Consider the following 13,281-nt stretch of genomic DNA (forward strand, 5'->3'; position numbering starts at 1 on the left):
CGGCACAGCCGCGACCCACGAAACTGCCTAGAGTTGATCGGGTGACCATCACGCAACTCCCGGCCCCTGTCGTCACCGCCGACGAACTCGAACACCGGCTGAGCCCACCGGAGTCCCTGCGGCCGTGGATCACCGAGATCGCCCACATCCCGACCGTCCGCCCCGAGGCCATGGCCTTCACCCACGTCCCGCAGGCGGTCACCACGATCGTGCTGCGGACCGAGGAATCCGGCCGCCGCGATGCTCTCGTCGTCGGACCGCGCACGCGCGCCAGCTACGCGAATCCCAGCAAGCCCGCCGGGTGCACGCGAATTCGCCTGGCGCCAGGCGCGTCCCAGCCGCTGCTGGGCCTGCCCGCCGCCGACCTCACCAACCGCGTCGCCCTGCTCGCCGACCTGCCCGGTACCGCCGCCGATCTCGCCGGCGCCCTCACCGAGCTGGCCCCGGAGGACATCCTGCCCTTCCTGGAATCAGAGCTGCCGCAACGGCTCTCGGAGGACCGCACCCGCCGCGACCATCGCCGGCTGCTCGGTTCGGCGGTCGCCGCCATGGACGCCTCCGCACCCATCACAGATCTGGCCACCAGCCTCGCCATCAGCGAACGCCAGCTCCGCAACCTGTTCACCACTGGAATTGGCGTCTCGCCCAAGCACTACGCCCGGATCACCCGGGTGCGCCAGGTGCTCTCGGCCGCCGGGGGTATCGTCTCGGCCGCTGGCAATACCCCGTGGTCCCATGTCGCCACCGCCAACGGCTATTACGACCAATCGCACATGACCGCGGATTTCCGCTCGCTCATGGGCGTGCCCCCCACGGCCTACTTCCGCGGCGACATCCCGGCCCCGACGCCCTGCCAGTCCCTGACCCGCTTCATGAACTGACCGCCCATCGCCGAAGCCGGGACCCCGCGCAACCGCACTCGCGTGACCGAGGACTCGGCCGGATGAGAACCCGGCGCATGGAGACGCCGGCCGACTCTGCGCGCCCGGAGGGGACGTTCGGGCGCGCTGAATCGGCCGGCGGAATCGGGCCAGCGCCTCGAAGATGGCCCGACGATCAGGGGGTTGCGGAGCCGGGCAGGGGGACCGGCTCCACGGGTGTGAACTAGCTGGCGTAGGCGCGCAGGCGGTCGGCGCGCTCGCCCTTGCGGAGCTTGGACATGACCTCACGCTCGATCTGGCGAACGCGCTCGCGGGACAGGCCGAAGAGCTTGCCGATCTGGTCGAGGGTGCGCGGCTGCCCGTCGTCGAGGCCGTAGCGCAGGCGGATGACCTGCTGTTCGCGCTCGTCGAGGGTGGCCAGGACGCTGCGCACGTCGCGATGTAGCAGACCGGCGATGACGGCGCTCTCGGCGGAGGTGGCCTCGGAGTCCTCGATGAAGTCGCCCAGCGGGGCCTCTTCGTCATTGCCGACCGGCATGTCCAGGGATACCGGGTCGCGGCTGTGGTCGAGCAGGTCGGCGATCTTGTCGACCGGGATGCCCGACTCATTGGCCAGTTCCGCGTCGGTGGCCTCCCGCCCGAGCTGCTGGTGCAGTTCCCGCTTGATGCGGGCCAGCTTGTTCACCTGCTCGACCAGGTGGACAGGGAGGCGGATGGTGCGGGACTGGTCGGCCATGCCGCGGGTGATGGCCTGACGGATCCACCAGGTGGCGTAGGTCGAGAACTTGAAGCCCTTGGTGTAATCGAACTTCTCCATGGCGCGGATGAGACCCAGGTTGCCCTCCTGGATCAGGTCCAGCAGCGGCATGCCACGGCCGGTATAGCGCTTGGCGAGGGAGACCACGAGGCGGAGGTTCGCTTCCAGCAGGTGCTGGCGGGCGGCCTGACCCTCGCGAACCAGGATCGCCAGATCCTTCTTCTTCGCGGCGGACAGACGCTTGCTCGTCTCCAGCAGGTGCTGAGCGTAGAGGCCCGCCTCGATGCGCTTCGCCAGCTCGACCTCGTCGGCCGCCGTCAGCAGCGCCGTCTTACCGATCCCGTTCAGGTACACACGTACCAGATCGGCGGCGGGGCTCTGGGCGTCGAGGTCTTGTTCGCTGGTGCGCACGTCAGTGGTGGCGGGGCTTGTCATGACTTGCCTCCTGTCGGTGGTGTCTCGCTCCGTTCAACGGACCCGACTTCAGGAAAGTTCCCCGCCAGACCACCGGTAAACCGCACCTGAGCTGCGGTTTTTGCGGCGCACGGCTGAGAAGTTCCTGAGAAGCGCGCATCTCCGGGAACGCGCGCCGCCGGCGGACGACCCTCGGTGACCGGGTGGTTGCCCACCGCCGCGCCCGAACTTCCTGACGCGACAAGCGAATACGCGTGAACAGGCGTTACCTGGACGTCGTGATTCGAGCACGCAGTTAAACGAATCGCGGCTCGGGCGCATTCCCGCGGCGGTCCGTATCGGTATGTGCGTGACATGCGATCGTGACAGACCTCACCGCCCGTCGGGGGCCGGTTTCCGGCGGATATGGCGACGGCCGCCGGGGCAGGCCCGGCGGCCGTCAAGGGGGGCTTCACTCAGCGCGGGTGGACGAGACCGTGCCGGACCAGTCCGGCCACCACGGTCATCGCCGCGCTCTCGAAGTCGGGGGTCGCGGCGTCGCCGGTCTCGCTGAAGGCCAGCAGTTCGAGGAGTTCGCGCAGGGGGAGGCCGTCGGGGCGCATCCCGGCCAGCAGTGCGGCGGTGGTGTCGTCGACCTCGTGCTGCCAGCGCGGGCCGTCGCCGCGGTGCAGCCGTGCCACCGCCTGCGCCCAACCAGCGTCGCCGGGGAGGTAGACGCGTTCGAGCGCGGTGGCCGGATCGACCTGGTAGCGCGAATCGAGGATGAGGTCGGGATCGGCGGCCGCGGCGCGCAGCCAGGCCGAGCGCTCGAAGTAGGCGATGGCCTCGGGACCGAGCGGGTCGTCGAAGCCGTGGGTGAGGTCCTCGGCGAGCAGTTCGGTCGGACCGTCGGTGGCGCGCAGGTAGACGAAACCGAAGCCGATGCCCTCGACCTCGGCGTCGCGGAAGGCGTCGAGCCAGCGTTCGGCGCGGGCCTGGGCGGCGCCCTCGCGCGGATCCAACCCGGCGTCTCGCAGCCAGGTTCCGACATAGAGGGCCGGATCGGCGATGTCGCGCTGCACGATCCAGGCGTCGATGCCGTGGTCGGGCAGCCAGCTCGCGACGCGGCTGCGCCAGTCCTGGCCGTCGAGGTGCACCCAGGAGGCGAGCAGAGCCGCGGTGCCGCCCGGGTTCAGCAGTTCCGGGATGCCGGAGATCACGAGTTCGCTCGCGCCATCGAGGGCGAGGCCGGAGTCGCGGTAGGTGTGCTCGACGCGGGCCGGGCCCACCACGAACGGGGGATTGGCCACCACCTGGTCGAAGCGGCGGCCGGCCACCGGTTCGAACCAGGAGCCTTCCAGCAGTTCGATATCGAGGTCGTTGAGCGCGGCGGTGGCCTCGGCCAGCCAGAGGGCGCGCTTGTTCACGTCGGTGCCGGTGACGGTGCGGCCGTAGGCGGCGGCGTGCACGGCCTGCACTCCGCAGCCGGTACCCAGGTCCAGGACGGTGCCGACCGGGCGGGTCGGGGTGGCCCGCAGCAGCGACAGCGAGGCATGGCCGACGCCGAGCACATGGTCGGCGTCGAGGCTGCGGCGGCGCATGGAGTCGTCGAGGTCGGACAGCACCCAGCGGGTGCCCTCCCCGAGATCGAGGGGACGCAGATCCAGGGCGGCGCGGATCTCCTCGCCGTCGCGCTCCAGCAGCCCGGCCGCAGTGGCGCGGTCGATGCTCACCGGAGAAAGGGCCGCTGCCGCTTCGCGTTCGAGGACCGGATCGCCGAGCAGCAGCAGGCGCACCAGGGTGCCGAGCTCGCCGAGGTCGGCGGCGGCGCGGCGGACGGGGACCGGTTCGCCGCGGCCCAGAGCGGCGTGGGCGGCGTCGCCCAGCGCCTCGAGCAGGGTGTCCGCGTTGTAGCGGACGCGGGTCAGCGCAGCGCGTAGGTCGGGCGCGAGGTCGGCGAGCAGGGACGAGGTGGTCGTCGAGCGCGGAACGACGGAGCGATTCGTCGGCATGACATCGAACTCTGCCACCGCTACCGATGGGCATCCGGCAGCGGGCCCGGTTCGTCCGATCGGATCGCGGGGAAACCGCTTGGTAGCTGGCCGTCGGACCCCATGAATTTCGGCTCACTTATCGATGAATTTGCGATCTCACCTGCGGTTATTCGGCCCGCTCGCAACCACCTTCGTTGCTACTGTGACCGGGATCACCAGGAGGTATCGCAGTTGACAACTGAATCCCAGCCCGGCCGTCCGGATCCCGACTGGACCGAGGTCTACGACAGCCCCGAGTTCCAGCGTCTGCGGCATCGCTTCCGGCGCATCGTCTTCCCCATGACCGCTCTGTTCCTGGCCTGGTACGCGCTGTACGTGCTGCTCGCCGACTACGCGCACGGCTTCATGTCGCACAAGGTGGGCGGGAACATCACCGTCGGGCTGATCTTCGGCCTGCTGCAGTTCTTCTCGACCTTCGTCATCACCGGCCTCTATATGCGCTACGCCGACCGCACGCTCGACCCGATGGCCGAGCAGATCCGCGCCGAACTGGAAGGACCGACCCGATGACCGTGTATGTGGCAACGGCCGTGGAGGGCAGCCGGCCCGGGCTCAACATCACCATCTTCGCGATCTTCGTGGTCATCACGCTGGGCATCGTGGTGTGGGCCAGTCGCGACAATCGCACGGCCGCAGACTATTACGCCGCCGGGCGCGCCTTCTCCGGGCCGCAGAACGGCATCGCCATCTCCGGCGACTACCTGTCGGCCGCCAGCTTCCTCGGCATCGCCGGGGCCATCGCGGTGTACGGCTACGACGGCTTCCTCTATTCCATCGGGTTTCTGGTGGCCTGGCTGCTGGCGCTGCTGCTGGTGGCCGAATTACTGCGCAATACCGGCAAATTCACCCTCGGTGATGTGCTGGCCTTCCGCATGCGGCAGCGGCCGGTGCGGGCGGCGGCGGCCACCTCCACGCTGGCGGTGAGCCTGTTCTACCTGCTCGCGCAGATGGCCGGAGCGGGCGTGCTGATCTCGCTGCTGCTGGGCGTATCCGGTTCGGCGGGACAGAATCTGGTGATCACCGTCGTCGGCGCGATCATGATCGTCTACGTGCTCGTCGGCGGGATGAAGGGCACCACCTGGGTGCAGATCGTCAAGGCCGTGCTGCTGATCGGCGCGGCCGCGGCCATGACCGTGTGGGTGCTGGGGCGCTACGACTTCAACTTCTCCAGCCTGCTGCACGACGCGGTGAACCATGGCGGCAAGACCGGCGCGAAGCTGCTCGAGCCGGGCTTCAAGTACGGCAGGAACGGCACCAGCAAGCTCGACTTCCTTTCACTGGCTCTGGCTCTGGTGCTGGGGACGGCCGGGCTGCCGCATGTGCTGATGCGGTTCTATACGGTGCCGACGGCCAGGGAAGCGCGCCGGTCGGTGGTGTGGGCGATCGGCCTGATCGGTGTCTTCTATCTGTTCACGCTGGTGCTCGGGTATGGCGCGGGCGCACTGGTGGGACCGGAGAAGATCGCCAAGGCGCCGGGTAAGGAGAACGCGGCCGCGCCGCTGCTGGCCCTGGAACTGGGTGGGCCGGTGCTGCTGGGATTCGTTGCGGCCGTGGCGTTCGCGACGATTCTGGCGGTGGTCGCGGGCCTGACCATCACTGCGTCGGCGTCCTTCGCCCATGACGTGTACGCCAATGTCATCAAGCGCGGGAACGGTGACAGCAGGGACGGCGAGGTGCGGGTCGCGCGGATCACCGCGGTGGTGATCGGGGCGCTGGCCATCGTGGGCGGCATTCTGGCAAAGAATCAGAATGTGGCGTTCCTGGTGGCGCTGGCATTCGCGGTGGCGGCCTCGGCAAACCTACCGACCATTCTGTATTCACTGTTCTGGCGGCGCTTCAACACGGCCGGCGCACTGTGGAGCATCTATGGCGGACTGGCCGTCACGATCGTGTTGATCGTGTTCTCGCCGGCGGTCTCCGGAGCGCCCACCGCGATGATCAAATCCCATGACTTCCACTGGTTCCCGCTCGCCAACCCCGGGCTGGTGTCCATCCCGGTTTCGTTCGCTCTGGGCTGGCTGGGAACCGTGCTGTCGAGGGAACGTGACGTCGCCAAGTACGCCGAGATGCAGGTGCGGTCGCTGACCGGCACCGGAGCGGAAAAAGCTGTGCAACACTGATGTCCGAATGAAGTGGCCGAAAGTTCGCTGAAAAGCGTTTCAGAATTTCAAGATCAACAATTTGAAGATCAAAAATACTGCCCCGCAACGAGGTTGGGCTGTGTATGCTATTGATCATGCACGGCCCCACTACGAGGTGGGATGACGGCGAGGCGGTGTCGTATTGGACCTCAACAGGCTACGGATGCGTAGGGCGAGCGCTATTGCAATCGCTTTCGGCATACTGGCATTGATGGTCACAGGGGCGTTCGATCGATTGTTGCTGGGTGTTTTCGTGGCCACCGGTCTGACGCTCGGCTGGGTGAACGCCCGGCTTACCTGGATGTCCATCGTGCGCATCACGGATGCGGAAACACCCAGCAAACAGAAATTGGCGCTGTCCTCGGCGTCGCGGTTGCTCATTCTGACCGCGTTGTCGATTGTGGTGGCATTCCTGACCCGGCCCTACGGCGTCGGAATCTTCTTCGGGCTGGCGGCCTTTCAGCTGATTCTGGTACTCCATACCGCTCTGCCCGAGGTGAAAGGGCTTCGACAGCAGTCATGAGCATTCCCGTCGCTTTCCTCGCCCATTTGTCGGCCCCGGCGCTGCTGGCCGCCGAGGATTCCTCGGGCGAGTCCAAGATCCATGTCGGCGACCACGCTCAGGCGCATCTGCTGGGCATGACCTTCAATGTGGACACCATCGTGTCCACGGGGGTGGCCGCGCTGATCGTGCTGGGGCTGGCCTTCTACCTGCGTATGAAGATCACCTCCGGGGTGCCCAACGGGGTGCAGCTGTTCTTCGAGACCATCACGGTCCAGATGCGCAGCCAGGTGGAGACGGCCATCGGCATGAAGGTCGCGCCGTTCGTGCTGCCGCTGGCGGTCACGTTGTTCACCTTCATCCTGCTCTCGAACTGGTTGTCCGTCTTGCCCGTTCAGTACGGTTCGGGGGAATTGATCGCGCCGCCGGCGTCCGATTTCAATTTCACGCTGTCGCTCGCGCTGTTCGTGTTCTTGCTCTATCACGCCGCGGGCGCGTGGCGGCGCGGCCCGGGCGGGCACGTGAAACAGTTGCTGAAGGGCCACACCGGCTGGGGCCCCATGGTTTTCATCAATGTGGTCGAGGAAATCGCCAAACCGCTGTCGCTCTCGTTGCGACTTTTCGGCAACATGTTCGCGGGCGGCGTCATGGTTTCGGTGATCACGTTGTTCCCCTTCTGGATCAGCTGGGGTCCGAATGCCATCTGGAAGCTCTTCGACCTGTTCGTCGGAGCCATTCAGGCATTCATCTTCGCCCTGCTGACCATCCTCTACTTCAGCCAGTCGATGTCGCTGGAGAGTGAAAACCACTGAGCGGCTTCAGCTGTTCAGGGCTATAACCCTTTGTCAAAGGAAGTGAAAAATGGCAGACCCAGCAACCGCGAGTATCGTCCAGGGCGCTCTCATCGGCGGCGGCATCATTCTGGCGGGCGGTGCCATCGGCGCGGGTATCGGTGACGGTCTGGCCGGCGCCGCTCTGATCAACGGTGTCACCCGGCAGCCGGAGGCGGAGGGCCGCCTGCGCGTGAACTTCTTCCTGACCGTGGGTCTGGTCGAAGCGGCATACTTCATCAATCTAGCGTTCATGGCATTGTTCGTATTCGCTACTCCCGGTAAGTAGACGTCATGATGTCTCCCAGAACGGATGTGGAGGCCGCGGGGAACTTCCTGGTTCCCAACGGCACCTTCTTCGCTGAGTTATTGATCTTCCTGATCGTGCTCGGAGTCATCTGGTTCTTCGTGGTTCCGCCCATACGAAAGGTGTTGGCGGAGCGGGAGGCACGTGTCGAGGTCACGACGGCGACCGCCAAGGAAGCCAGCGAAACCTTCGCCGAAGCCGAAGCGCGCTACGAGTCCGCGCTCGAGAAAGCCCGTGCGGAAGCGGCCGACATCCGCAACCAGGCCCGGGCCCAAGGGCGCGCGATCCTCGAGGAAATGCGCGGCGAGGCACAGAAAGAGGCCGACCAGATCGTGGCCGAGTCCACGGCGCACCTTCGCGCCGAGGCCGACCAGGTCGCCGCCGAACTACGCGAAGCCGTCGAACCACTCGCTCAGGACCTGGCCGGCCGGGTCCTGGGCGGGAACGATCGTGCCCGGACCAGCGCGGGCCAGCAGAGAGGACGGGGGTCTGCATGATCCTCACCGATACCCATCTCGCCGAGGGTATTTACAACATCACCTTCGATTGGCCCGTCTTCTTCAGCCAGCTGTTCGGCTTCGCTGTCATCGTGTGGTTCTTCGTGAAATACGTTGTGCCACCGGTGAAGAGGATCATGAACAACGCTCAGGACCAGATCCGGCGGCAACTCGAGGAGAGCGAGGCGTCGGCGCAGCGACTGGCCACCGCCAAGGCCGCCTACGACAATGCCGTCGCCGAGGCGCAGGCCGAACTGGACCGCATGCGCGAAGAGGCCCGGGCCGATGCCGACCGCATCATCCTGCAGATGCGCGAGGCCGCCGCGGCCGAGGTGGAGCGCGTGCGCAAGCAGGGCCGCGATCAGATCCTGCAGTACCGCAGGCAGATGATCCGCGACCTGGAGCAGGATCTGGCCGCCGCCATGCTCGCTCTCACCGAGGAGAAAGTGCGCGAGCAGATCGGTTCGCCCCAGGCACGGGCCGACAGCATCGAGAAGTTCCTCGAGGACCTCGAGGCGCTGGCCAACTCCGGCGAAGCGGCACGCCGCCAGCCGCAGACCGAGCGGAAGTAGCGAGACCAAGTACGTCGAAGCCCCTGCGTGCTTCCCGGCTCCGAGGAGCCTCGAAGTACTCGGGGGCTTCGGCGATCCCGAGTATCAGGCCGGCGAGCGGCTGGTCAGGCAGTAGGGCTGGCCAGCGGGGTCCGCCATGACGATCCAGTGTTTGCCGAGCTCGACGCGGTGTGCGCCCAGCCGTTCGTGCCAGGTTGCCGTGGCCTCGATGTCGGTGCAGGCGATGTCCGGGTGCGCCGACGTGGGGCGGTCATCGCCGAGGCGTTGCAGCAGCAGGTCGATCGGGAGGCCGGGACGTGCGGAGAGGCGGGCGAATTCCGGCAGGGTGCTGGGGCGCCAGGACCATTCGGTCAGATCGGTCCAGAAACGGGCCTCGGTCTCGTAGTCGCCGGCGCCGATGTCGAGGCAGATCTGGTCGAGTCGGCTGCGGTCGCCGGCCGGGCCGGGCACGGTCGGGGTGAGCGGGCCTGCGGCATCGCGGAAAGGTGTGAAGCAGAAGGGCATTCCGGCGGGGGAGTGCAGGACGGCGTAGCCGATGCGCGAGGTGAGGATGTAGTCCGCGGCGAGAGTCGCGCCCAGCTGCTGGGCGCGCTCGGTGGCCGCGCCGACATCGTCGACGTCGAGGTCCAGATGCACGCAGGCGGGGCCGTCGATTACCTGCATCTTGACCGTCGCGGCCCCGGAATCCGGTAGCAGCGTGACGAATTCGTCGCGCTCGCCCCGTGGTGCCGAGAGCTCGGTGCCGGTGACCGTGGTCCAGAACCGGGCGCTCTCGTCGAATTGTGCGGCGGGACGGTCCAGGAAGGCCCACATCCAGCGAATCATCATGCTGTCTCCAGGGTTTCGTGCTTGCGGAAGGTCTTGCGGTAGGTCAGCGGCGGCACGCCCAGCTCCAGACGCATGTGGTGGCGCAGCGAGGCGGAGGTGCCCATGCCCGCATTGCGCGCCACCTCGTCGACGGTCAGGTCGGTGGTCTCCAGCAGGTGCCGCGCGTGCCGGACCCGCTGCTGCAGGATCCACGCGCCCGGCGCCATGCCGGTCTCGGCCTTGAACCGGCGGGTGAAGGTGCGCACGCTCATATGAGCATGCGCGGCAAGCGAGTTCAGGTCCAGCTCCCGGTCCAGGCGGTCCAGCGCCCAGCGGCGGGTGGGTGCGGTGCCCTCGCTGCCCGACTCCGGGACCTGCCGCTCGATGAACTGCGACTGCCCGCCGTCACGCCACGGCGGCACCACACAGTAGCGGGCCGCGCCATTGGCGGCGGCGCTGCCGTGATCGGTGCGGATCAGATCCAGGCACAGGTCGATGCCGGCCGCCAATCCCGCTGAGGACCAGACGTTTCCGTCCTGCACGAACAGCAGGTTCTCGTCGAGGAGGACCTTCGGGTAGAGGGCGCGGAACCGGTCGGCGAACTGCCAGTGGGTGGTGGCGCGCCGGCCGTCCAGCAGGCCCGCTGCACCGAGCACGAACGCGCCGGTGCAGATGGAGACGATGCGGGTGTCCGGGCGGATGGTGGCCAGCGCCTCGGCCACCCGGGGCGGCAGCGTGCCCTCCTGCCGCGGCTGGGTGATGCGGGTGCCGGGGACGATCACTGTGTCGGCACGGGCCAGCAGTTCGGGTCCGAATTCCGGGATGACGGTGTATCCGCCGGTGGCGGCGACACCGCCGGTGCCGACGCCGCAGGTGTGCACCTCGTAGAGCGGGTTGCCGCCGTCGTCGACGGCGGCGCCGAGCACCACCGGCGGAATCGACATGTCGAAGCCGACGGTCGGTTCCAGGACGAGGACGGCGACAAGATGGGGTGCCGGCACGATGCTCCTCTCGCGATGGCTGGATCTTGACGCATTGTGGCATTCTGGCCACTCGTGGCGATAGGGCATTTCCGTCACGCTCGATCGGGTGAGCGAACTGAAGGACGATCTGGGCCGGGAATCATCGGATGGCACAACCCCGTTGGACGCTGCGCAGTCCACCGGCGCTGCGGAACCGACGGTGGCGGCGAGTGGTTCGGTGCCCTCCCTGCGCTCGGGGCCGCATCCGGCATGGATCGTGGCGGTGGTGGGCTTCATCGCGCTGCTGGGCGCGGCCGGCTTCCGCTCGGTGCCCGGTGTGCTCATGGACCCGCTGCACGAGGAGTTCGGCTGGTCGCATGGCACCATCGGCGCGGCGGTGTCGGTGAATGTGCTGCTGTACGGCCTGATCTCGCCGTTCGCGGCGGCGCTCATGGATCGCTTCGGTATTCGCCGGGTGGTGGCGTGCGCGCTGGTGCTGATCGCGGCGGGTAGCGGACTGACGGTGTTCATGACCCGGCCGTGGCAGCTCATGGCGACCTGGGGCCTGTTGGTGGGCGTCGGCGTCGGCTCGATGTCCATGCCGTTCGTGGCCACCATCACCGGGCGCTGGTTCGTGAAGCACCGCGGCCTGGTGACCGGCGTCCTCACCGCCGCGGGCGCGACCGGGCAGCTGGTCTTCCTGCCGCTGATCGCGAGCCTGGCGCGCGATCACGGTTGGCGCACACCTTCTCTCGTGGTGTCGGCGACGGCGCTGGCGGTGGTGCCGCTGGTGCTGCTGTTCATCCGCGACTTCCCCAGCGACGCCGGGGTGCGGGCCTACGGCGCCGAGCCGGGCAGCGAGGTCGGAGTGCGCACTTCGGCGGCCGGCGGCGCGGCGCGCGCGGTGACGGTGCTGGCGACCATTGTCCGCAAGCCCGTGTTCTGGCTGCTGGCAGGCGGTTTCGCCATCTGCGGGGCATCGACCAACGGCCTGATCGGCACCCACTTCGTCAGTGCCGCCCACGATCACGGCATGCCCGCCACCACCGCGGCCGGATTGCTGGCGACGGTGGGCATCTTCGATGTCGCCGGCACCATCGCCTCGGGCTGGCTCACCGACCGCGTGGACTCCCGCTACCTGCTGGTCGCCTACTACTCGCTGCGCGGCATCTCACTGCTGTTCCTGCCGATCCTCTTCGGACCCGACGTACACCCGAGCATGTGGGCCTTCATCATCTTCTACGGTCTCGACTGGATCGCCACCGTCCCGCCCACGGTCGCCCTGTGCCGCGCCCACTTCGGCGCGGATGGGCCCGTCGCCTTCGGCTGGGTCTTCGCCTCCCACCAGATCGGCGCCGCCCTGGCCGCCTTCGGCGCGGGCGTCATCCGCGACGTGCAGGGCAGCTACACCATGGCCTGGTTCATCGCGGGCGGGCTGTGCGGGCTGGCGGCTCTGCTGTCGGCGGGGATTCGTCCTGTCGCGGTCACCGATGTCACGCCCGGCGAAGTGGTGACCACAGCGTGACCGCGTCGTCGACGCGGACACTTTCGCTGTTGGCCGATGGTGTACTGACCGAGCGCCGCGCTAACCGTCGATTGCCTTGTGCGGCTGTGATTCCAGCGCCGCCTGATCGCGTCGTCCGTCCCAGCGGCTGGGCTCGTCCTTGGTGCGGGGCGGGCGGTCGTTGGCGATGAGCACGGCGATCCACGGCAGCGGAATGGAAACGCCGATGATCAGCAGCGAGAGCCACCAGCTGTGCCACACGCTGTATGCGACGGCCGCGCCGATCAGGCACGGGATGCGCAGGGACATGATGGTGATGTACCGCCGCACCCGGTCGCGATGCTGCTGCTCGAGCGATGGGGCGGCCTCGGTGATCAGCGCCGGATGCTGTTTCTCCTCGCCCGGGAAGTAGCCCTGCGACTGGCGCGGCGGCTTCGGGATGGAACCGGCGGGATGGAACTCGACGTCCGGGCGATCCTCACCGCTCATGCCGTCGGTCTGGGATTCGCCGTCACGCTGCATACCCCGAGTCTTCCACTACCGCGCGTCGGATGCACACGCCGCCTGGCATGATTGAACCGTGAGCGCAGACACCCTGGTCCGTCCGGACGAGACCACCGACGAGTCGACCGACAACGACACTCCCAAGGTCTTTCACTACGTCAAGAAGGAAAAGATCGCCGAGTCCGCGGTCATGGGCACCCACGTGGTCGCCCTCTGCGGCGAGGTCTTCCCGGTCACCCGTTCCCCCAAGCCCGGTTCCCCGGTGTGCCCGGACTGCAAGCGAATCTACGAGATGATGAAGAAGGGCTGACCGGTCCGCCTGACCGGTATCGGCCCGCGTGTCGCGGACGCTCAGCGGTTCAGGCGCAGATAGCGGGCCATCCACTCAGCATTCCCCGACCGGGGTGGTCGGGTCGTGCCGCATGGCGAAAAACAACAGTGGCGGGGCAGTGTCGGACCGGGACGGCACAGCCGGGTGCAGTGCGCGGCAGCTGGGCCACATCGTCACCGCGCTGCTGACTATGCACAATCGTGTAGCCGCGGTGATCCCCGTGGCGCAGGCGGAGGCTC

The 13,281-nt window shown here is 67.6% G+C and carries 15 protein-coding genes; 10 read left to right on the forward strand and 5 right to left on the reverse strand.

The window, feature by feature from the left end:
- Positions 1-41: 41 nt before the first annotated feature.
- Entirely contained in the window at positions 42-881 is an 840-nt protein-coding gene (locus ACIRRA_RS04675) for a helix-turn-helix domain-containing protein (RefSeq protein ID WP_402763054.1), read from the forward strand.
- A gap of 223 nt (positions 882-1,104) precedes the next feature.
- Here the strand turns inward: ACIRRA_RS04675 and ACIRRA_RS04680 are convergent, their stop codons facing one another.
- Together ACIRRA_RS04680 and ACIRRA_RS04685 are read right to left on the reverse strand one after the other, a co-directional pair.
- Positions 1,105-2,073 carry a sigma-70 family RNA polymerase sigma factor gene (locus ACIRRA_RS04680; RefSeq protein ID WP_354837030.1) on the reverse strand — a complete coding sequence of 323 codons (969 nt, stop codon included), beginning with the start codon at positions 2,071-2,073 and terminating at the stop codon, positions 1,105-1,107.
- Positions 2,074-2,507: 434 nt separating this feature from the next.
- Entirely contained in the window at positions 2,508-4,043 is a 1,536-nt protein-coding gene (locus ACIRRA_RS04685; RefSeq protein ID WP_402763056.1) for a methyltransferase, read from the reverse strand.
- 213 nt (positions 4,044-4,256) lie between these two features.
- Between ACIRRA_RS04685 and ACIRRA_RS04690 the strand changes: the two genes are divergently transcribed.
- The 7 genes from ACIRRA_RS04690 (at position 4,257) to ACIRRA_RS04720 (ending at position 8,934) form a co-directional block, all read left to right on the forward strand.
- Positions 4,257-4,595: a DUF485 domain-containing protein gene (locus tag ACIRRA_RS04690; protein WP_402763058.1), complete on the forward strand. Its 339-nt coding sequence runs from the start codon at positions 4,257-4,259 to the stop codon at positions 4,593-4,595.
- Positions 4,592-6,205 carry a cation acetate symporter gene (locus ACIRRA_RS04695; protein ID WP_402763060.1) on the forward strand — a complete coding sequence of 538 codons (1,614 nt, stop codon included), beginning with the start codon at positions 4,592-4,594 and terminating at the stop codon, positions 6,203-6,205. The genes ACIRRA_RS04690 and ACIRRA_RS04695 overlap by 4 nt, the downstream gene beginning before the upstream one ends.
- A gap of 163 nt (positions 6,206-6,368) precedes the next feature.
- Complete coding sequence (locus ACIRRA_RS04700; RefSeq protein ID WP_356998209.1) at positions 6,369-6,749, forward strand: hypothetical protein; 381 nt, start codon at positions 6,369-6,371, stop codon at positions 6,747-6,749.
- A complete protein-coding gene (gene atpB, locus ACIRRA_RS04705) occupies positions 6,746-7,540 on the forward strand; it encodes a F0F1 ATP synthase subunit A (protein ID WP_402763063.1) in 795 nt (264 codons plus the stop codon). The genes ACIRRA_RS04700 and atpB overlap by 4 nt, the downstream gene beginning before the upstream one ends.
- 49 nt (positions 7,541-7,589) lie before the next feature.
- Positions 7,590-7,847: a F0F1 ATP synthase subunit C gene (locus ACIRRA_RS04710; RefSeq protein WP_040810042.1), complete on the forward strand. Its 258-nt coding sequence runs from the start codon at positions 7,590-7,592 to the stop codon at positions 7,845-7,847.
- 5 nt (positions 7,848-7,852) lie between these two features.
- Positions 7,853-8,362, forward strand: coding sequence for a F0F1 ATP synthase subunit B (locus ACIRRA_RS04715; RefSeq protein ID WP_402763066.1), 510 nt, complete (start codon positions 7,853-7,855; stop codon positions 8,360-8,362).
- On the forward strand, positions 8,359-8,934 hold the full coding sequence (locus ACIRRA_RS04720; RefSeq protein WP_402763069.1) for a hypothetical protein: 576 nt from the start codon (positions 8,359-8,361) through the stop codon (positions 8,932-8,934). The genes ACIRRA_RS04715 and ACIRRA_RS04720 overlap by 4 nt, the downstream gene beginning before the upstream one ends.
- Before the next feature lie 84 nt (positions 8,935-9,018).
- On the opposite strand, the gene ACIRRA_RS04725 is transcribed toward ACIRRA_RS04720, so the two are convergent.
- Entirely contained in the window at positions 9,019-9,762 is a 744-nt protein-coding gene (locus ACIRRA_RS04725) for a VOC family protein (protein ID WP_402763072.1), read from the reverse strand.
- The gene (locus tag ACIRRA_RS04730; protein ID WP_402763075.1) at positions 9,759-10,742 is read right to left on the reverse strand and encodes a GlxA family transcriptional regulator; all 984 of its coding nucleotides are present in this window, start codon (positions 10,740-10,742) and stop codon (positions 9,759-9,761) included. The genes ACIRRA_RS04725 and ACIRRA_RS04730 overlap by 4 nt, the downstream gene beginning before the upstream one ends.
- A 181-nt stretch (positions 10,743-10,923) precedes the next feature.
- Here ACIRRA_RS04730 and ACIRRA_RS04735 point away from each other — a divergent pair, with 181 nt between their 5' ends.
- Positions 10,924-12,228, forward strand: a complete 1,305-nt coding sequence (locus ACIRRA_RS04735) for an MFS transporter (RefSeq protein WP_402763704.1) — start codon at positions 10,924-10,926, stop codon at positions 12,226-12,228.
- Between the two features lie 60 nt (positions 12,229-12,288).
- Here ACIRRA_RS04735 and ACIRRA_RS04740 read toward each other — a convergent pair whose 3' ends face one another.
- Positions 12,289-12,729, reverse strand: a complete 441-nt coding sequence (locus ACIRRA_RS04740) for a DUF3099 domain-containing protein (RefSeq protein WP_402763078.1) — start codon at positions 12,727-12,729, stop codon at positions 12,289-12,291.
- A gap of 58 nt (positions 12,730-12,787) precedes the next feature.
- On the opposite strand from ACIRRA_RS04740, the gene ACIRRA_RS04745 reads away from it, so the two are divergent.
- Entirely contained in the window at positions 12,788-13,021 is a 234-nt protein-coding gene (locus ACIRRA_RS04745; RefSeq protein ID WP_356998197.1) for a DUF3039 domain-containing protein, read from the forward strand.
- Positions 13,022-13,281 lie beyond the last annotated feature (260 nt).

It is taken from the genome of Nocardia sp. NPDC101769 (genome assembly GCF_044766925.1).
GTDB lineage: Bacteria > Actinomycetota > Actinomycetes > Mycobacteriales > Mycobacteriaceae > Nocardia.